General features: G+C 42.1%; 24 protein-coding genes, 1 tRNA gene and 1 pseudogene. 6 read left to right on the forward strand and 20 right to left on the reverse strand.

What is annotated here, in order from left to right; all coding sequences use genetic code 11:
- Positions 1–107 precede the first annotated feature (107 nt).
- The 10 genes and pseudogenes from LCU_RS04675 to LCU_RS04710 all read right to left on the reverse strand — a co-directional run bounded on the left by LCU_RS04675 (position 108) and on the right by LCU_RS04710 (position 5172).
- A complete protein-coding gene (locus LCU_RS04675) occupies positions 108–431 on the reverse strand; it encodes a hypothetical protein (RefSeq protein ID WP_039099486.1) in 324 nt (107 codons plus the stop codon).
- Positions 409–789 (reverse strand): ComGF family competence protein, encoded by a 381-nt coding sequence (locus LCU_RS04680; protein ID WP_004270914.1) that lies wholly within the window; start codon positions 787–789, stop codon positions 409–411. Before LCU_RS04680 ends, LCU_RS04675 begins: the two co-directional genes overlap by 23 nt.
- Positions 790–810: 21 nt before the next feature.
- Positions 811–894 (reverse strand): annotated as a pseudogene (locus LCU_RS10235) (type II secretion system protein); the annotation flags it as partial.
- On the reverse strand, positions 860–1165 hold the full coding sequence (locus LCU_RS09955; protein WP_056965894.1) for a hypothetical protein: 306 nt from the start codon (positions 1163–1165) through the stop codon (positions 860–862). The pseudogene LCU_RS10235 and the gene LCU_RS09955, both read right to left, overlap by 35 nt.
- The gene (locus LCU_RS04685) at positions 1152–1544 is read right to left on the reverse strand and encodes a hypothetical protein (protein WP_004270899.1); all 393 of its coding nucleotides are present in this window, start codon (positions 1542–1544) and stop codon (positions 1152–1154) included. Before LCU_RS04685 ends, LCU_RS09955 begins: the two co-directional genes overlap by 14 nt.
- A gap of 31 nt (positions 1545–1575) precedes the next feature.
- Positions 1576–1884, reverse strand: coding sequence for a competence type IV pilus major pilin ComGC (locus LCU_RS04690; RefSeq protein ID WP_004270901.1), 309 nt, complete (start codon positions 1882–1884; stop codon positions 1576–1578).
- On the reverse strand, positions 1881–2882 hold the full coding sequence (locus tag LCU_RS04695; protein ID WP_056965892.1) for a type II secretion system F family protein: 1002 nt from the start codon (positions 2880–2882) through the stop codon (positions 1881–1883). The genes LCU_RS04690 and LCU_RS04695 overlap by 4 nt, the downstream gene beginning before the upstream one ends.
- Positions 2872–3747, reverse strand: coding sequence for a competence type IV pilus ATPase ComGA (gene comGA, locus LCU_RS04700; protein WP_039099523.1), 876 nt, complete (start codon positions 3745–3747; stop codon positions 2872–2874). Before comGA ends, LCU_RS04695 begins: the two co-directional genes overlap by 11 nt.
- A 103-nt stretch (positions 3748–3850) precedes the next feature.
- Positions 3851–4582: a YebC/PmpR family DNA-binding transcriptional regulator gene (locus LCU_RS04705; RefSeq protein WP_004270897.1), complete on the reverse strand. Its 732-nt coding sequence runs from the start codon at positions 4580–4582 to the stop codon at positions 3851–3853.
- 89 nt (positions 4583–4671) lie between these two features.
- On the reverse strand, positions 4672–5172 hold the full coding sequence (locus tag LCU_RS04710; protein ID WP_056965890.1) for a VanZ family protein: 501 nt from the start codon (positions 5170–5172) through the stop codon (positions 4672–4674).
- Positions 5173–5274: 102 nt separating this feature from the next.
- On the opposite strand from LCU_RS04710, the gene LCU_RS04715 reads away from it, so the two are divergent.
- Positions 5275–5652: a hypothetical protein gene (locus LCU_RS04715; protein WP_056965888.1), complete on the forward strand. Its 378-nt coding sequence runs from the start codon at positions 5275–5277 to the stop codon at positions 5650–5652.
- A 50-nt stretch (positions 5653–5702) separates the two neighbouring features.
- Positions 5703–5775: transfer RNA gene (locus LCU_RS04720), tRNA-Ala, on the forward strand.
- A 57-nt stretch (positions 5776–5832) separates the two neighbouring features.
- On the opposite strand, the gene LCU_RS04725 is transcribed toward LCU_RS04720, so the two are convergent.
- Entirely contained in the window at positions 5833–6168 is a 336-nt protein-coding gene (locus LCU_RS04725; protein ID WP_056965886.1) for a hypothetical protein, read from the reverse strand.
- A gap of 194 nt (positions 6169–6362) precedes the next feature.
- Between LCU_RS04725 and LCU_RS04730 the strand changes: the two genes are divergently transcribed.
- Positions 6363–6602 carry a cytochrome b5 domain-containing protein gene (locus LCU_RS04730; protein ID WP_004270892.1) on the forward strand — a complete coding sequence of 80 codons (240 nt, stop codon included), beginning with the start codon at positions 6363–6365 and terminating at the stop codon, positions 6600–6602.
- A gap of 90 nt (positions 6603–6692) precedes the next feature.
- Here the strand turns inward: LCU_RS04730 and LCU_RS04735 are convergent, their stop codons facing one another.
- A complete protein-coding gene (locus LCU_RS04735) occupies positions 6693–7706 on the reverse strand; it encodes a YeiH family protein (protein ID WP_004265264.1) in 1014 nt (337 codons plus the stop codon).
- 108 nt (positions 7707–7814) lie between these two features.
- Between LCU_RS04735 and LCU_RS04740 the strand changes: the two genes are divergently transcribed.
- Both LCU_RS04740 and LCU_RS04745 read left to right on the forward strand, forming a co-directional pair.
- Complete coding sequence (locus LCU_RS04740) at positions 7815–8642, forward strand: LysR family transcriptional regulator (RefSeq protein WP_054644033.1); 828 nt, start codon at positions 7815–7817, stop codon at positions 8640–8642.
- 10 nt (positions 8643–8652) lie between these two features.
- Positions 8653–9969, forward strand: coding sequence for an MATE family efflux transporter (locus tag LCU_RS04745; protein WP_056965883.1), 1317 nt, complete (start codon positions 8653–8655; stop codon positions 9967–9969).
- A gap of 47 nt (positions 9970–10016) precedes the next feature.
- On the opposite strand, the gene LCU_RS04750 is transcribed toward LCU_RS04745, so the two are convergent.
- Complete coding sequence (locus LCU_RS04750; protein WP_004265186.1) at positions 10017–10817, reverse strand: alpha/beta hydrolase; 801 nt, start codon at positions 10815–10817, stop codon at positions 10017–10019.
- Between the two features lie 18 nt (positions 10818–10835).
- Entirely contained in the window at positions 10836–11729 is an 894-nt protein-coding gene (locus LCU_RS04755) for an RluA family pseudouridine synthase (protein ID WP_004265292.1), read from the reverse strand.
- Between the two features lie 206 nt (positions 11730–11935).
- Between LCU_RS04755 and LCU_RS04760 the strand changes: the two genes are divergently transcribed.
- Positions 11936–12487: an NADPH-dependent FMN reductase gene (locus LCU_RS04760; RefSeq protein ID WP_004265197.1), complete on the forward strand. Its 552-nt coding sequence runs from the start codon at positions 11936–11938 to the stop codon at positions 12485–12487.
- A 58-nt stretch (positions 12488–12545) separates the two neighbouring features.
- Here the strand turns inward: LCU_RS04760 and LCU_RS09960 are convergent, their stop codons facing one another.
- From LCU_RS09960 to LCU_RS04785, 6 genes are all read right to left on the reverse strand, one after another.
- Positions 12546–12713, reverse strand: coding sequence for a hypothetical protein (locus LCU_RS09960; protein WP_004265345.1), 168 nt, complete (start codon positions 12711–12713; stop codon positions 12546–12548).
- Positions 12713–13408 (reverse strand): NAD(P)H-dependent oxidoreductase, encoded by a 696-nt coding sequence (locus tag LCU_RS04765; protein ID WP_039098816.1) that lies wholly within the window; start codon positions 13406–13408, stop codon positions 12713–12715. The genes LCU_RS09960 and LCU_RS04765 overlap by 1 nt, the downstream gene beginning before the upstream one ends.
- A gap of 59 nt (positions 13409–13467) precedes the next feature.
- Complete coding sequence (gene glnA, locus LCU_RS04770) at positions 13468–14811, reverse strand: type I glutamate--ammonia ligase (RefSeq protein WP_054644038.1); 1344 nt, start codon at positions 14809–14811, stop codon at positions 13468–13470.
- A gap of 14 nt (positions 14812–14825) precedes the next feature.
- Positions 14826–15197, reverse strand: a complete 372-nt coding sequence (locus LCU_RS04775; protein ID WP_004265234.1) for a MerR family transcriptional regulator — start codon at positions 15195–15197, stop codon at positions 14826–14828.
- Between the two features lie 122 nt (positions 15198–15319).
- Positions 15320–15865: a DNA-3-methyladenine glycosylase I gene (locus LCU_RS04780; protein ID WP_056965881.1), complete on the reverse strand. Its 546-nt coding sequence runs from the start codon at positions 15863–15865 to the stop codon at positions 15320–15322.
- On the reverse strand, positions 15859–16719 hold the full coding sequence (locus tag LCU_RS04785; protein WP_054644040.1) for a helix-turn-helix domain-containing protein: 861 nt from the start codon (positions 16717–16719) through the stop codon (positions 15859–15861). The genes LCU_RS04780 and LCU_RS04785 overlap by 7 nt, the downstream gene beginning before the upstream one ends.
- Between the last annotated feature and the right edge of the window lie 52 nt (positions 16720–16771).

A 16771-nucleotide genomic window follows, 5' to 3' on the forward strand; every position in this document is an offset into this window, starting at 1 on the left:
ATTAGATTCCTGTTATATTCTATCGGTATTCTAACGGCAAAGCAAGTAATACAGGTGGGTATACCTAGAATTATAAATCATAGTAAGCGCTTTATCAAATAGAAAATTTATCCTTGATCTGTTTCATTCTGATCTGGAAACTGTTTTCGATAACCATTGTTTAACTCAATGATGATTAACTTGTGTTGCTGGTCGATACGACTCTTACCGATGTTAGTCTTTATACCTTGAATTGACTGAGTTTGCCGCGCTTTATTTGTTAATTTAAGCAAGATTTGCGTTTGGTAATAGTTAGTCAAACTGACGTAACTCTGTTGTTGCTGTTGGTAACTGTGGGTCACAATCAACAACGCACTTGTCACCAAGCTCAACATCAAAACTGCATTCAAGAGCGCGACTGCAGAGCGTTTAATCTGTATTTTTCGTGTCATGTTGCGCCTCCAAAAAACATTCATGTTGATAGGCTGTCCCATCGCTTAAGCGCGCTTCGAGTTCTAAAAAAGGTTCATGATACACCATTTTTAACCGCGAGACCCCATCAAACAGAGGCATATAACCATTCTTCGTACTCGAAACCACCAGTTCCTTCTTAGTTTTCGTTAAGGTATAGCGTCGTTTCGAATCTTTAGCGACGGTTAATTGCTGTTCATAATTCGCCTGTTCAATTGAAATAAATTGAGCGTCATCCAGAAAACGATCAAGTTCAATCATACTAATGTGCCAATTAATATTCTGACGTTCCATCTGGGTTAATTGCGTTGTGTGCGTTAGTGTTTTAGTGGTTGCCAATATTAATTGACTGCTCAATATCAGAATAACGAGAGCTATAACCATTTCAATCAGTGTAAATCCAGAGCGTTTAGTAACAATACCATTGAAGTGCAACTCGCTCACCCGCTTTATTTGTGACATAAATGGCCTGTTTTTTGGTGACGACTTGGTATGTTTCCCGTTGCAACTGCCATTGTGCTTGTGGCGGCTGCTCATTTGCCAATCGATTGGCAGCCATTGCCATTACAGCATATTCTGTAGCAGCACACCGCCGTTGAACTTGATGTGCTTTAAACTGCCGTAGACTCATTGTCAAGGTCAAGCCTCCCATCAGGAGAAGACTTAACGCCACGATTTGTTCTATTAATAGAAATGCCGGTCTACTTCTTAACATGTAACATCCCCCACATCATCTGGACCCGATATTCATAACGGTGCCCATCAATTTTAGACCGACAAATCAATGACCGCGGTCTAGCAGCTGAGTCATGATTAAATTGAATCCTAAACCATGTTTCTGGATCGACGCACATCAATGTTTCTGGAATCGGGATATCCATACTTTGGTATTGTGGATCCGCACTTGTGTAATGCAACGTGTGGTTGGTTTGATCCCAAGATAAGTGCACATTATGCGGCTCAACAGCGACATATTCACGAGTCGCATGCCAAGACGCTTCAAATTGTTCAAAAAATAAACGCTCCGCCTGCCGTGCACGATAATCTCGAATATGTTGCAACGCAAATAAACTGACTACTCCAACAATGAACAAAACAAGACAGCTCTCGATTAAAGTGAACGCCTTATTTTGTATTTTGAACAACTTTATTATCCTTAATTGTTATGCCGCGTTTTTCAGCTTGTTTAACCTGATTATTGGTTAAATATTTTTCACCTGATGCTAAATCGGCTAGACTCGACACCGTTTTACCGTCATCCTCAGCTAATTCAACTTGTGTTTGAATCGTTGCCACTAGAGCCGTATCCGTTTTTTGCTCAGCTGTCTCTTTCTGATGCATTAAATTAGGTGCAATTAACAAGACTAACATTGCTATCACAGCTAGCACAACGACCATTTCGATCAATGTAAATGCATTTCTTTTCTTCTTCATGAAATTCCCTCCATTGTATGATATAGCGGTAATAAAATACTGAGATAGGTACAAATAATGATGATCCCAATTAGGATAAACAAGAGCGGTTGTAGCCAATTCACCTTCTGTTTCAATTGCCGTTGCAGTTCATCGTATTTAATGACTGCAAGCAGATCAACCTCCTTGGCCATCTGTTGTAACGGACTTCCCTTAGCGAGCACTAATTGCAGCTCAGGTGGATAAAAAACGCCATCCGCTAAGTTCGCTAATAGCGTGCCCCCCTTTTGGACAGCCGTTTCAAGTTGTTGCATTAATTGTACAAGCCACGATGTTTTCGCCAAACGATGTGTAAGCTGATGCATTTCGGCCAAGTTTAAGCCGTTATTCAGGCAAGTCGCTAAATCAAATAATAAGCAATACTGATAGTAAGCCTGCAACGTTTTACCGATGAACGGCCATCTAAATGCCGCCGCCAATCGTTGTAATAGCGGTCGCCGATGCCAACGGAATAAATACACACTAATCAGACCACCAACCATAATAACGAATGTCCCCATCACTCTAAAAAATAGTTGTAATGGTGATGTCGCCGAAGTTGTTGGGTTAAACTGCGCGATTTCCGGAAAAAGATAAATCTGCATCATCCCAATCAACGCCCCGAGAAAAAGGAGTAGAAAACAGGGATAGGCAATTACGCCAACTAACTCTCTACGCCGTTTCTGTTGAATTCGCTGTAATTGGCCAAGATGTAACAAACACTCGCCTAAGTTTCCCTGCAACTCAGTCAATTCAATCTGTGCAACAAGGTGTGTTGGAAACGAAACCGCCGCTAAGCTTGGTGCTAGTCGTTTTCCTGCTTCTAACCCAGTTTGCACCTGATGCAGCCACTGCTTTTGTGTCGGAAAAACAATCGGCATGAACTCAAGCGCTTGTTGTAAAGAAAAACCATTTTGCAGTAAGCGCCCTAACAGCAACATAAATTCAGTATTGAATTGAACAGTGGTTTTAGTCTTCATGAACAGCCTCCTCCAATTGTTGTGCAGTTGCTAACTCATAGTGGGCCGCTACATTGTGGCCGTCGACCACTAGTGATTGATAGGCAACACCCGCTAAACAAGCGGTTAATTGTGAGTGGCTAATTCCAAGATCTAATAGACGGTCCATCACCCCCGTTGTACTTCGCGCGTGAATCGTACTTAGTACCAAGTGACCGCTCAACGCCGCAGAAACCGCGTGTTGGGCCGTCTGTAAGTCGCGAATCTCACCAATAATTAAGGTATCAGGCCGTAATCGCAAACTGATTTTCAACAATGCTGCATAGGTTAACCCTGCGGCTTCATTCACCTGTAACTGTAAGAAAGCTGGCTGTTGAATCTCTATCGGATCTTCAATCGCAACCACCATCTTATCTTGCATGACTTGTTCCGCAAGATAGTACAAACTTGTTGTCTTCCCTGAACCAGTTGGACCGGCAAATAGCAATAATCCTGGTTGCTGAATTAACTGCATTAAACGACTTAAAATCTGCGAGTCGTCGCAATGATAAGTCTGCCCAATGGGATAAATGAAACGAACAACTAAACTTTCCCGATTCAAAAAATCCCCCACGGTTGCCAACCGTAAATAAATCAATTCGCCTGCCACCTCGATCGCTGAACGGCCGGTCTGTGGACGCCGAGTTTCACTGATATCCATCCCCGCTTGATACTTCATTTGATTGAGCCATTGATTGCCTTCTGACAGAGTAACTTTTTGTAACGGCTTTAGTCCTGTCGCTAAGCGTTCAATAATTGCCCAACCCGTCGATAGTGGTCGAAAATAAAGATCCTGCGCTTTTTCCGTTGCGCACTTTTGCAAAAGGGTTGTTAATACTTCGGTCATCTCGTCCCTCCTTCCTGACTAACCAAAGATACGCAAATAACCGGATAATTTTCTGCACAAAAAAAGTGCGTTGCAATTACTTGCAACGCACTTATCAAACAAATTAGTCTTCTTCTGGTAGTTCGCCAGCTGTATAAACTTCTTGAACATCATCGTTGTCTTCCAAAGCATCAATTAAACGTTGGAATTGTTCTGCTTTTTCAGGATCAACCGGTGTTGTATTTTGTGGAATCATTGTTAATTCAGCATTTGCCAATGTGTATTTCTTTTCAAGAATATCACGGACATTTGCTAATTCCTTAGGATCTGTGTAAATTTCAAACACGTCTTCTTCAGTTTGTAAATCATCCGCGCCAGCTTCTAGAATGTCTTCAAACATTTGATCTTCATCAACATCTAATCCTTCACGTGCAATCGCAATATAACCACGACGATCAAACATGTAAGCAACTGAGCCAGAAGCACCCATTGTCCCGCCATTACGAGTAAATGCAACACGAACGTCTGAACTTGTCCGGTTCTTATTGTCAGTTAAAGCGTGTACTAAAACGGCAACACCACCTGGTGCATAGCCTTCATAAGTAATTTCATCGTAGTTCGCGCCATCGCTACCGTCAGCTTTATCAATTGCCCGTTTGATATTATCTTTAGGCATGTTAGCTGAACGTGCTTTATCCATAATTAAACGTAATGCGGCGTTAGAACTTGGGTCAGGACCGCCACTTCTCGCAGCCATGAAAAGCTCACGGGATAGTTTTTGGAAAATCTTGCCGCGTTTTGCATCTTGTGCGTTTTTACGACCCTGAATATTATGCCATTTTGAATGTCCTGACATATCTAACTCCTCTTTTCGATTATAGAATTCTGGTACTAAGTCGTTTTCTATGATAGCAAATTACCATGCTAAAAGCAATGATAGTCGGGCTATCGTCTCTTTTTTTGTGTAAAAATCCACTGTAGTGCGCAAACAATCACAATCCCCGTTAATGCGCCAACACTGTCCAACATCACATCTTGAAAAAGTGGCGTCCGATCACCAGTCAACATTTGGTGAAATTCGTCCGTGGCCGCATACCCGGTTGCTGCCAGCCAACTAAAGATAACTGCTAAAAAACCACCGGCTACGCGTGGCCGTAGCCCTAAATAACCAAAAGCCGCCAATAAGAAATACGTCCCAAAATGGGCGCCTTTTCGCACGAAAAACTCCACAAATTTGAAATACCCAGATGCTTTTACACTCTGTTCACTGCCTGCATAATGGAACGAAAATTGACTTAACCAAGCCTTAAGTGGTTCATTCTTGAGAAATCGTTCCAAAGTGGGCACCGATGTTTGTTCATGATACGTCATTGAAGAACTGTAAAATAAGATCGCCATCATCACCAGTGCAGCCACTAAGAACCAATCACTTTTACGTTTAAACATTGCTGACCTCCGAAAAACTAGTATTTCTCTATTATACCAAAGCACACGGTTGTGACGAGCACTATTATTCGTTATACTACTCTGAAGAAAGAGGGAAATTCTATGTCTGATCAAGATCGCTTGTACCAACCACAAAACGCTAAAGATGCAATGCGTTTTGTTCAAAAACTTTTCAATCAATATAACCAAGCGCCACTCACAGAAGAACTAATTGCCTATCATCAAAAATTATTGGCTTATCTCACTAACGATGTTACAACCGAAGTCCAAAAACAAGCAAATTCTGAACAAGCCGAAAAACTGACTGGAATGATTGAAGCCATGCAAGATTGGTTGAAGATTCGCCTCAGTGGCCAACCATATGCCGGGAAAATGCAACACTTCAAGTTCGTTCCTGATAGCCAACAAGCCCACTTCAAAACCCGCACGATTAAAGGTGGCAAAAAAGCAAATAACCTCAGAACATCTGCCCGTCACTAATTCGCCTTGCTATTTTAGCTAAAAGTGCTAAAATATTTTTGTAAGCGTTTGGGCCCGTAGCTCAGTTGGGAGAGCGCCTGCTTCGCATGTAGGAGGTCGCCAGTTCGAATCTGGTCGGGTCCATCAATATTAAATAAAACCACCCTATTATTTATTAGGGTGGTTTTTTCGTTCAATTATTTAATTAATCTTATTTAAAACGTCTGTCAGCGCTTCACGGGTTAAAGGATTAGGAAAACTGTCCTGCTTCATTTCTAATAACAACCATGTACCTAACTGTAGAAATTGTTCTTCAGGCATTGCGTATTGTAATTTTAATAATCGTTGGGCGGCCCCTCTAGTATCGTTGGCAGCAATTAAACTTGTCAATTCCTTTTGAAAAGGCAATTTTTTAGCATTTTCTTGCGGAAAGGCAACCTCCGACTGTGAATTACCACTTTGTTTCGATAACAAATAACCCATTCCTTCCGCAAAAGAATCAACTTGTCGCATCAACCAGTCTTTTTTATTGTCCATTTTCATCCCCCCCAATTATGATTATTTTAACAAATTATTATTTGAAGAACAGTATTTAAGGTCACGAATAATTCTCTAATTCGCTAGCCTCAACATTATTCATTTTCAAAGTGCACAACTTAATCGTTGCCAACTTCTGCATCTAGCGCTATATTATTGGTAACCCATTCACAATTCGAAGGAGATTTTTAATCATGACAGATAAAGTCTTTACAAAAGAAACACTCGCTCAATATAACGGTCAAGATGGTCAACCCGCATACGTTGCCGTTGATGGCGTCGTTTATGACCTTTCCGCAATCGCCCCTTGGCAAGGCGGCAAACATTTTAAAGGTTTAACAGCCGGACGTGATTTAAGCGAATTTTTCGCCAAGTCACATCACACACCAGCCACTTTAAAACAAGCCGTTCAAGTCGGCACTTACCAAGCTTAATAACAAAAAAATCTGCCATCAACAAAATTGTTGATGGCAGATTTTTTAATAATTCAATATTCCTAGAAACATCCTAGCTGCTGACACGCCCTAGAATAATAGTGTAATTAATAAAATCGCGAGGACTACCTGTACGGTCACTAATCCGCCGGCATATGCTAATAAACGTTTACCTTGGCTGAAGAGTGCCTTTAAGTTCAAGCGTAACCCAATGGCTGCTAACGCCGTTGTTTCACACCATGTACTCAAGAAATGGCACAGTGTACCAAATTGGCTTGGAAAAACCCGTAAGCTATTTAAGACGCAGAATAATAGGAAGCCAATCACGTACCATGGCACTAAGCTACTCTTCTTCGCTAATAATTGTTCGCTCAGTTTTGTATCACTGACTTTACTTTGTTTCTTTTGATGTAAGTAACCAAAACCGCTGACAACAAAAACCAAACAGATGATCCGTAAAATTTTGAATAAGGTCGCTGTGACAACCGTTCCTTGGTTAATCATCGTCGCACTGGCAACCACTTGACCAACTGACTGCACTGTTCCACCAATTAACACGCCACGGAGTTCATTATTATGTCCCCACATCAACGTTCCAATAACTGGCAAGAGTAACATCAAGATGGTCCCCATTAGATTTACCAATGTAATCGCAATGCCGGTATCTTCGTTATCGGCATCGATGACGGGCGCAATTGCCCCAATCGCACTCGAGCCACAAACGGCATTCCCACCGGCCATCAATAAATAGGTACCTTCGCTAAATTGCAACCGGCGGCCAAACCAGATGGCAAATCCAATCGTACAACTCATTTGTAACACGGTAAACAGCACACCATGCCAGCCGATTTGTTGAATACTTTGGAATGTAATTGTCGCACCCAGTAACATGACTGAATATTCCAATAATTTTTTCTCGGAAAACTTAGTTCCGGCTGCTAATACCGGTTGTTGCAACCAAGTATTGCCAAGTACGATGCCGACAAAAAGCGCAATCGTTGCGCCGCCTAACATTGGTAACCATAATTTAGCGATGTAATAACTGGCAATCGCAATCGCTAACGATAACGCAAAGCCAGGTATTTTTTTTGTTATATTGTCCATTGCTTTACTCCTTCTCACTTGTTATCTTAAACTATACCGAAACTCTTTCAATTAATAAAATAAATCTTTATAATAGTTGTTATTAAGATAACGAATAGAAGTGATGATATGTTTAAAATTTTAACAACTTTTAAAACCGTTTATGAAACCAAGAATTTTACAACGGCTGCGCAACTGCTTTTTCTATCGCAGCCGACCGTTTCTGTGCAAATTAAACAATTGGAAGATGCGCTGGGGGTCACACTATTTGAACGCAATGGGCGCCAGCAGATGACGCCGACTAAGAGTGCTGATCTCTTCTACCAACAAGCACAACAACTTCTTGATTTATGGGACCAAGATTTGCACGCACTCCATCATCAAGATGGCCAGCCAAAAACACCGTGCCGAATTGGCGCCTCGCACACCACTGCAACCTACTTATTGCCAACCCTGCTTAAAGCGCATCGGCCAGCCCTTGAAACACTCGCCTTAGATATCAGTACACTCAACTCATCGCAGATTGTTCAAGAATTGACGCAGCACAAACTAGACTTTGGTTTCATTGAAAAACCATTAACCGAAAAAGACTTGATTCGGACGCCACTACAGACCGATCAACTGGTCCTAGCAGGTCGCCCGAATGAACCTTGGTTACTTCGTGAACAGGGTTCTGGCGTCTATCACTACACGATGAATTACGTCAAAGAAAATAATTTACCACTCGAAAACGTGATGACCATCAAAAGCAATGCGATGATTATCCAACTATTAAGACAGGGTATCGGCCAATCATTAGTTTCTAGCGCAGCCTTACTTGATTACCCAGAAATTCCCTATCGACCATTGTCCCAACAATATCAACGCCAATTCTACCTTGTCGCCCGGAAGAATTTACCAGCACCAATCCAATCATTTATTGCGTTATTAATGGCGACCCCACTACCAATCGAATAGGAGTGTTATTTTGGAAAACTCACCACATATCAAAAAAGAATTAACGGGCTACATCATCCGTGACGTTTTCAGCTCGTTAGGCTTATCCATCTATATTTTAGCGGACACATATTTTATCGCTTACGCAGTCGGACCAATTGGCTTGGCCGCTTTGAATATTGATCTGCCCATTTTTAACTTATTTAACGGTTTAGGTCTGATGCTCGGGATTGGGGGCGCCACGATTTTCTCAATTAACAAGAGCAAGCATCCCGAAAAGAGTCGCTCGATTTTCACTCAAGTTCTTTCTTTTGGGATTTTATTAGGCCTCATCATCATGGCGCTCGGCTTAATTTTTATTCACCCACTACTCCACTTACTAGGTGCCAATCATGAAACGCTCGCCCCAAGCTTGACCTATTTACGAATTATTTTAATTGGCAGTCCCTTATTTATCATCAATAACTTAGTCTTAAGTTTCGTACGTAACGATAGTAATCCACATTTGACAATGATTGCGACACTTTCACAAAGCTTATTCGTCATTATCTTCGATTACCTCTTAATGTTCCCCCTACACATGGGCATGATGGGTGCTGCGATGGCCACGATTTGTTCGCCAATCGTCAGCCTACTCATTTTGACACAACACCGGCATCACCCACAACGGTTACTAACTTTGCAGCACTTAACCTTACGTTTTAAACCGACGTTCAAAACAATTCAACTCGGTTTCCCATCTTTCTTAACTGAAATGAGTACTGGGGTCAGCATTTTCGTCTTTAACATTGTTATTCTCCATCTCAGTAATAACTATGCCATCGCCGCTTACGGCATTATCGCCAACATCTTACTAGTTGGTCTATCCCTATTCAACGGTGTTGCAGTCGGGGTTCAGCCAATCGTTAGTCGCGAATTTGGGAAACATCATTGGGATAATGTCAAAACGAGTCTCAAAATCGGTTTGCTTTCCGCACTCGGGATTGCGGTAGGATTATATCTCGTTTTGATTGGTCTTAAATTACCGATCATCGAAATTTTTAACCATGAACACAACCAACAACTGATTCGCTACGCGTCTGCTGGCATTCCCTTGATTTTCATTAGTTTTTTCTTCTCAAGCATGAACATCGTCAATAACTTATTCATGACCGCCATTGCGCAACCTCGATTGTCATTTTTCGTGGCCATCATGCGGGGCTACATCGTTTTGATTGCGAGCGTCTTGGTTCTTTCTAGCCTTTTCGGATTAACCGGTGTTTGGGTGAGTGTCCCATTAACAGAAATTTTAATCTTCATCATGGGAATGCTCATCACGCGGAATCTCTTGAAAACAATCGATCAATAGTATTAAAAAGGTGTGTCACAGCTCAACTTGCTGCGACACACCTTTTTTTATTTAAACATCAATTGTTGAATCAGTGAAATGACGGTTGGATTATCCGGCAATTCAGTATGGGCTGCATGGTGCTGGCTCACCGAAATTGTCATATAATCAGCAACTTGCTTTTGAAAAATGAGCCGACCAGCCGCAACACTCGCTGCTGGGACAATCCCATCATTCTTATCGTTAATTGTGCCGCCGACTGAATAGACCACTAAGTCTTTGGATAAATGTTGCCGGCGGCTCTTTAAATCAGCTAACATCGGTGTTTCCTGAGTGATGTGCTCCGACATGCCATTATATGGCGTTCCCAACGTCAGTAATCGTGTAATCTTCGGTCCACTTCCACTACGCTCAGCATACCGCGTTAATACAAGCCCACCGTTGGAATAACCAACCCCACCAAAATGCGTAAAGTGGTATTGTTTAGCTAATTTACCTGCTGCCAATTTAAACCATTCGGATTGTTTAAAGACGTTCTCATCACCATCTGCATTGTTTTCAAACGCAACCACAATCACGGGGTGTTGTGTTTTTTGATCAAAGCGACCACTGGTTTTCAAGTGACCATTTTTTAATACCGTTACTTTTAAAACATGGCGTGTGGCTTGACGGTTCAATTTAGCAAAGGTGCCATTAAACCCTTCAACTGTTCCATTACTCCCCGGTACGAAAATAACGGGCTGGTTTGCGGTGGCCGAAGTTGGCTGAATAATCGATGGCACCGTTGTTGGACCAGTCGCTACATGACCGATAACCCCACCAATGCCGAAACACAAGATACAAATTAGTAACCATTGCCATTTTTTCATTTGTCATCTTCCTTTGAATCAATCAATTGGTAATCGTTCTGTAGGTAGAATCGCTTGGATATCGGCTGCAATCGGTGCTGTAATCGAGATTGATTGTTGACTGAATGGATCTTGAAATTGCAGTCGATACGCGTGCAATGCTTGTCGCGTTATCCCTAAATCAAGCGGCCCATCATAGAGCTGATCACCCACCAATGGATAGCCTAACGCGCTGAAGTGAACCCGAATCTGATGCGTCCGCCCAGTATGAATCTGAACTTTAACCGCCGTCAACTGACCCGATGCACCCAAGCGCCAATAACTCGTCCAAGCTGACTGACCATCCGCCAACACCGCACGCCGCGGTTGATGGTCGATTTGTCCAATCGGTTCACGAATATCCCCTGATGCTGGTAAACCCGTTCCTGAAACAACTGCTAAATAGAATTTTTGTAATTGATGCTGTTCAATCTGCGGTTGCAATAGACTTTGTGCAATTTGGTGTTTGCCGACTAAAACAATTCCACTTGTATCAAAATCCAAGCGCGTAATGATATGCGGTACTAAATCTGTTGCACCCTGCGCTTGCCAGTAACCCTTAATGCGATTCAACAAAGTATCCGTTTGATTAGTGGGACCCGGAATCGTTGCCAAGCCAGCTGGTTTATTGACCGCCAACCAATACTCGTTCTCATAACAAATAGTGATTGGTTCGTGACTAACAGCAACTGATTCATCGGCCGGTTCAGCTGGTAACTGCAATGTGACCACATCGCCGCATTGTACCTGATCACTAGGCGCACTTTTTTGCCCGTTTACTAGAATCGGTTGGCCTAACGCCTTAATTTTGGCGTACAATCGTTGACTGATGCCACTTGCTAGCAAGAATTGTTTAACAGATTGTGGTTGATTGACGTGCCATTTAATTTCCATTATTCATTTCCCATCTTTGTTCTACTTACTGCTATTATACGATTTATAGCTTGCCAATGCCAATCAATGGCCGACCATATTGTTTGCTAAAAGCTTCACCAATTCGCTATGCTTAAATTAGTAAGTAAAAGTGGTTGCCTTTTCAGGGGAACGTGCTATACTAAAGTTACTTACTAATAATAAGTAAAACAATTGGAGGTTTCACTATGACAAAAAATATCGCAGTTTTAATTGGTAGTTTACGGAAAGATTCATTTAGCAAATCAGTTGCTAAATCATTGATGCCATTATTCCCATCAGATTATAATCTAGAAATTGTTGAAATTGGTGACTTACCATTGTACAACCAAGATTATGATGATTTAGATCAAGTACCAGAAGCTTACACAACTTTCAGAAATAAAATGAAGACAATGGACGCCGTTTTATTCGTCACACCAGAATACAACCGTTCAGTACCAGCCGTATTGAAAAATGCTTTAGACGTTGGTTCACGTCCTTATGGTGCAAGCATCTGGGATAACAAACCAGCTGAAATCGTCAGCGTTTCACCTGGTGCAATCAGTGGTTTCGGTGCTAACCACCACTTACGTCAATCACTTGTTTTCTTGAACATGCCAACGGTTCAACAACCAGAAGCTTATATCGGCAATGTCATGAACTTATTAGATGACAATCAAGAAATCACAAACCCAGATACACTTGGTTTCTTCCAAGCAATCGTTGATGCTTTCGATACATTAATCAAACGCTATTAATCGAATTACACAAAAAACGCCCCGACTTTCGTCGCGGCGTTTTTTATTTTGTATTAGTTTACCAATTCGTTGCATTCCAGATTCGCCCATCAAGTTCACCTTGGCGTTGTTCAATCCGTAATGCTAGTTCATCACTCGTTTGTTGAAGCGCCGTATAAAAAGCTTGCTCTTCATACGTTGTGGCTTGTTCTTTTTGTAGTTGAATTTGTTCTGTTAACCAATCCATTAGCCTTCCCCCTCTTCTTCGCGAATCAGTTGGACTTGCCAATTCAAATCGGTTAATTCCGATCGTTTGTCGGCGAATTGTTCGCTTAAAAGCATTAAACGTTGTTGCGCTTCAGGCGATGTGGCTTCAGCAGCCTTTTTAGTCAGCATCGCTTCAAACCACGCTAATTGCTGATCAAAATTGAACTCGGATTGCGTCAAATACCGTTGATAATCGATGACCAAGCATTGTTTATCAGTTTCTTGCCAATAACCCAATTGATGAATCGCAAGTGGTGGTAAATAGGTCATCCCTAGCTTACGAGCCACCAATTCATATGGGCGCAAAATTTCAGACAGCGTTGCTTGTTCACTGCCGCCAGCTTGAAAATGTTTAGCCGCCGTACCAGTTGAAACGACAACCCCGAGTGTTTTCCCGGCTAATGGTTGGCGGCCATTAAAGGCAAATTGCCCCGTTAAAACGGTGTCCAACCACATTTTTAAGCTCGCTGGAGCAGCATACCAATAGAGCGGAAATTGAAAAATAATCCGCTCATGGTTGCGTAACAATGCTTGTTCAGCAGCCACATCTAACGTCTCAAGCGCATCTAAGTGGTGCCAAGTGATGGCTTCCAGTGGTGCTGCACTCGCTTTTAAAAAGTTTTGGACCATCGACGTCTCAATTTCGGGATGGCTGATAATCACCAATGTTTTCATACTCTGCCAACTTTCTATTTCTAAAGTTTAATTGTACAAAAACATGGCGTAAATTGCGACTAATAGAGTTCCAAATATTGTTCGCGTTCCCATTCGGAAACTTGTTGACGATAAGCTGCCCATTCCAATGATTTAGAATCCATGAAGCTCTGGTAGAGATAAGGCCCCATTGAATCTTTGATAATCTCATCCTTGGCTAGTTCCTTCAATGCATTGTGCAATGTGGATGGTAGGTCAGTGATGTGATTTTCCTTCCGTTCTGTTTCGTCCATGCTATAGATGTTGCGATCCACACCAGCATCAGGCAAGAGCCCTTGATCTAAGCCAGATAAACCGGCTGCCAAAATCGACCCGATTGCTAAATAAGGATTGGCACTTGGATCAACACTCCGTAGTTCGAGACGCGTTGATAACCCGCGTGATTGTGGGACCCGAATCAATGGTGACCGGTTATGACCAGACCATGCAACATAAACCGGTGCCTCAAAACCAGGGACTAATCGTTTGTAAGAGTTAACTGTTGGGTTGTTGATTGCCGTGATGGCGCGTGCGTGTTGCAATAAGCCAGCTAAGAAATGATAAGCCGTTTTTGAAAGTTGTTCTGTACCTTTTTCATCGTAGAAGGCATTCGTACCATCTTGATTAAAGAGTGACATATTAATGTGCATCCCAGAGCCGTTGACACCGTGTAATGGTTTTGGCATGAAGGTTGCATGTAATCCATGTTTCCGAGCGATTGTTTTAACGACTAATTTAAAGGTTTGGATGTTATCCGCTGCATCGACTGCATCAGCGTATTTAAAATCGATTTCGTGTTGTCCGGGTGCGACTTCGTGATGACTGGCTTCAACTTCAAAGCCCATCTTTTCAAGTTCCAAAACAATATCACGCCGACAGTTTTCGCCTAAATCAACGGGGGCAAAATCAAAGTAGCCGCCTTGGTCGTTGAGTTTCAACGTTGGTTTGCCGTATTCATCTAATTTAAAGAGGAAAAATTCTGGTTCCGGTCCAATGTTAAAGTCTTTGAACCCTTTATCTTGCATTTCGCGCACTAATTTCTTCAAATTATTCCGTGGATCGCCTAAGAATGGTTCTCCATCTGCGGTATAGACAGAACAGATTAACCGCGCGACTTTTCCATGTTCCGCTTCCCATGGGAAAATGAGCCATGTACTTAAATCAGGCCGCAAATACATATCACTTTCTTCAATCCGGACAAAACCGTCGATTGAAGAACCGTCAAACATCATTTTGTTACTTAAAACTTTATCTAATTGACTAATTGGTACTTCCACATTCTTGATAATCCCGTTGATATCCGTAAACATTAAACGTAAGAACTTAACGTTTTCTTGATCCACTAATTGCTTGATTGCTTCTGCTGTCAATACTTTACGTGCCATTAATCCGTCGCCCCTTAATATAATTTAGATGATTGTGAAATGGTTGACTGTTGTCCAACTAAGCCGCCGACCGATAATAATTCATTGGCCAATAACCGCCGCGCTTTTTCGTCTGATAATTGTTTATCACGCTGCCGATCCGCCTTCTTCTGATAAATCTGGCGAATCTGTGCCATCGTGGTGCCTTCAGCTAGGTAATCCTTGATTTCCAACAAACGATCAACATCGTTCAACGAAAACAACCGTTGATGGCCCGTTGTCCGTTCAGGAAAAACAAGCGCCTGTGCTTCATAATAACGAATTTGACGCGCAGTTTGTCCCGTCAATTTCATTACCGTACCAATTGGTAAAACTGCTAAGTTGCGCCTTAAGTGTTTTTCAGCCATCCATTTCACCTCACTTGCGTTTTATCTTACCAGTCGCCTTTCAAACGGTCAACATTTGATGTCAGATTTTCTAACATCAGCCAACAAAAAAAGGTAAACCAATTTGGTTTACCTTTTAGGCATTAGTCTTCATCGATGATTTGAATCAAACCACCTGCAAGCATAAACAAATGCGTTACCACCGGTCCAACAAATTTAAACTGGCGCTTCTTTAACTCTTTCGCAAGTTGCGTACTGATCGGCGCTGATTTATCGGACACGCCAGCCATTTGTGAATCAAGCAATTGCGGCTGACCATCAACAAACGCCCACAAATACGCTGAAAAACTGCCATATTCAGTTTGGATGGCTTGAATTGCCCGCGCATTTTGAATCGTTGCCCGAATCTTACGCGTATTACGAATCATATCTGGTTCTTTTTGCAGGCGTTCAACATCCATTTCATCAAATTGTGCGACTTGATCAATCACCATCCCCACCATTTGTTGTCGCAGAACTGGTATTTTACTTGCAGCTACTTTCCAGCTCAACCCCACTTGGAAGACCCCAACTGTTAAGAGTTCAAACCAAATACGATCATCGTGCGTTGGCGTGCCAAAATAATTGTGATAAGCCTGAACCCCATCTGTCGCCGTTTCAAAGTTGTTTTTTGCTGTTTCATCTACCATCGATAAACCGCCTGTCCTGCGCTTTCTGCTGGAACCCCAACTTTTTCCGCTAATTCGCTGTAATGTACCTCTAAATAATTAAAGCAGTCAGTTGTGTCATGCGTCATAAAATAAGGCAGCAAAGCCATCTGATCATCAAATTGAACGTGTTCCTGTTGTGCATAAGCTTTCAGAACTTTTGCCAACTGAAGAAAATCCTGGTTGGTAATATAGTATGGTGCTACGGATTGCTTTGTATCAACCGTCACGATGGCCCGATAAGCGTGCCCGATACCTTGTAACCCGCCAATGGTTGATGGTCCAGCAGTCTGCATGACCGCATAATGAATTGTTCGAATTTCCGTTGTCGCAAGTTGCTTAACAACTTTTGCGGGCATGACTTTTAAAACATCTGTCTGCTTTAAACAAATTTGGCGCGGTTCTAATACAATTAAATAAGGACTCCGTGCTTGCCGCCAATTCGCTGGCATTGTTTGGCCATCACTAGTAACAGTTACATCCGTCAAAGTGGCACTGAACTGTTGTGCTAAATCCACATAGTGTTGTTCGGGTTGTTGCATAATCCGTCCTAAATCGGACAGCGGTTTTGTATTTTCGCTTTCTGCCAAATGCCAATGTTGCCGCAACCGCCCAAAGAATGAATTCGGTTTAGTGACCGTTTCAACCCCGAGCAAAGTATTCAAACTTACATTATACAATTTGGCAAGAACAACCAATGTATTCAAGTCTGGTGCACTTTTATCCGTCTCCCATTTAGAAATGACTTGTCGTGACACATTAATCTGCTCTGCGAGTGTCTGTTGAGAGTAGCCCGCATCCAAACGAAATTGTTTTAATTGTTGACCAATTAACATCTAACCACCTCCAAGACTTACCGTAGCGAGAATGACACATTTATACTAGCAA

This window comes from Latilactobacillus curvatus JCM 1096 = DSM 20019 (assembly GCF_004101845.1).
Taxonomy (GTDB): Bacteria; Bacillota; Bacilli; order Lactobacillales; family Lactobacillaceae; genus Latilactobacillus; species Latilactobacillus curvatus.

What these genes read in the sequence shown, in the direction of transcription:
- LCU_RS04675 (WP_039099486.1), bottom strand. Translation starts at nt 431, where the DNA reads ATGACACGAAAAATACAGATTAAACGCTCTGCAGTCGCGCTCTTGAAT.
- LCU_RS09955 (WP_056965894.1), bottom strand. Translation starts at nt 1,165, where the DNA reads ATGTTAAGAAGTAGACCGGCATTTCTATTAATAGAACAAATCGTGGCG.
- LCU_RS04690 (WP_004270901.1), bottom strand. Translation starts at nt 1,884, where the DNA reads ATGAAGAAGAAAAGAAATGCATTTACATTGATCGAAATGGTCGTTGTG.
- LCU_RS04695 (WP_056965892.1), bottom strand. Translation starts at nt 2,882, where the DNA reads ATGAAGACTAAAACCACTGTTCAATTCAATACTGAATTTATGTTGCTG.
- comGA (WP_039099523.1), bottom strand. Translation starts at nt 3,747, where the DNA reads ATGACCGAAGTATTAACAACCCTTTTGCAAAAGTGCGCAACGGAAAAA.
- LCU_RS04705 (WP_004270897.1), bottom strand. Translation starts at nt 4,582, where the DNA reads ATGTCAGGACATTCAAAATGGCATAATATTCAGGGTCGTAAAAACGCA.
- LCU_RS04710 (WP_056965890.1), bottom strand. Translation starts at nt 5,172, where the DNA reads ATGTTTAAACGTAAAAGTGATTGGTTCTTAGTGGCTGCACTGGTGATG.
- LCU_RS04715 (WP_056965888.1), top strand. Translation starts at nt 5,275, where the DNA reads ATGTCTGATCAAGATCGCTTGTACCAACCACAAAACGCTAAAGATGCA.
- LCU_RS04725 (WP_056965886.1), bottom strand. Translation starts at nt 6,168, where the DNA reads ATGGACAATAAAAAAGACTGGTTGATGCGACAAGTTGATTCTTTTGCG.
- LCU_RS04730 (WP_004270892.1), top strand. Translation starts at nt 6,363, where the DNA reads ATGACAGATAAAGTCTTTACAAAAGAAACACTCGCTCAATATAACGGT.
- LCU_RS04735 (WP_004265264.1), bottom strand. Translation starts at nt 7,706, where the DNA reads ATGGACAATATAACAAAAAAAATACCTGGCTTTGCGTTATCGTTAGCG.
- LCU_RS04740 (WP_054644033.1), top strand. Translation starts at nt 7,815, where the DNA reads ATGTTTAAAATTTTAACAACTTTTAAAACCGTTTATGAAACCAAGAAT.
- LCU_RS04750 (WP_004265186.1), bottom strand. Translation starts at nt 10,817, where the DNA reads ATGAAAAAATGGCAATGGTTACTAATTTGTATCTTGTGTTTCGGCATT.
- LCU_RS04755 (WP_004265292.1), bottom strand. Translation starts at nt 11,729, where the DNA reads ATGGAAATTAAATGGCACGTCAATCAACCACAATCTGTTAAACAATTC.
- LCU_RS04760 (WP_004265197.1), top strand. Translation starts at nt 11,936, where the DNA reads ATGACAAAAAATATCGCAGTTTTAATTGGTAGTTTACGGAAAGATTCA.
- LCU_RS09960 (WP_004265345.1), bottom strand. Translation starts at nt 12,713, where the DNA reads ATGGATTGGTTAACAGAACAAATTCAACTACAAAAAGAACAAGCCACA.
- LCU_RS04765 (WP_039098816.1), bottom strand. Translation starts at nt 13,408, where the DNA reads ATGAAAACATTGGTGATTATCAGCCATCCCGAAATTGAGACGTCGATG.
- glnA (WP_054644038.1), bottom strand. Translation starts at nt 14,811, where the DNA reads ATGGCACGTAAAGTATTGACAGCAGAAGCAATCAAGCAATTAGTGGAT.
- LCU_RS04775 (WP_004265234.1), bottom strand. Translation starts at nt 15,197, where the DNA reads ATGGCTGAAAAACACTTAAGGCGCAACTTAGCAGTTTTACCAATTGGT.
- LCU_RS04780 (WP_056965881.1), bottom strand. Translation starts at nt 15,865, where the DNA reads ATGGTAGATGAAACAGCAAAAAACAACTTTGAAACGGCGACAGATGGG.
- LCU_RS04785 (WP_054644040.1), bottom strand. Translation starts at nt 16,719, where the DNA reads ATGTTAATTGGTCAACAATTAAAACAATTTCGTTTGGATGCGGGCTAC.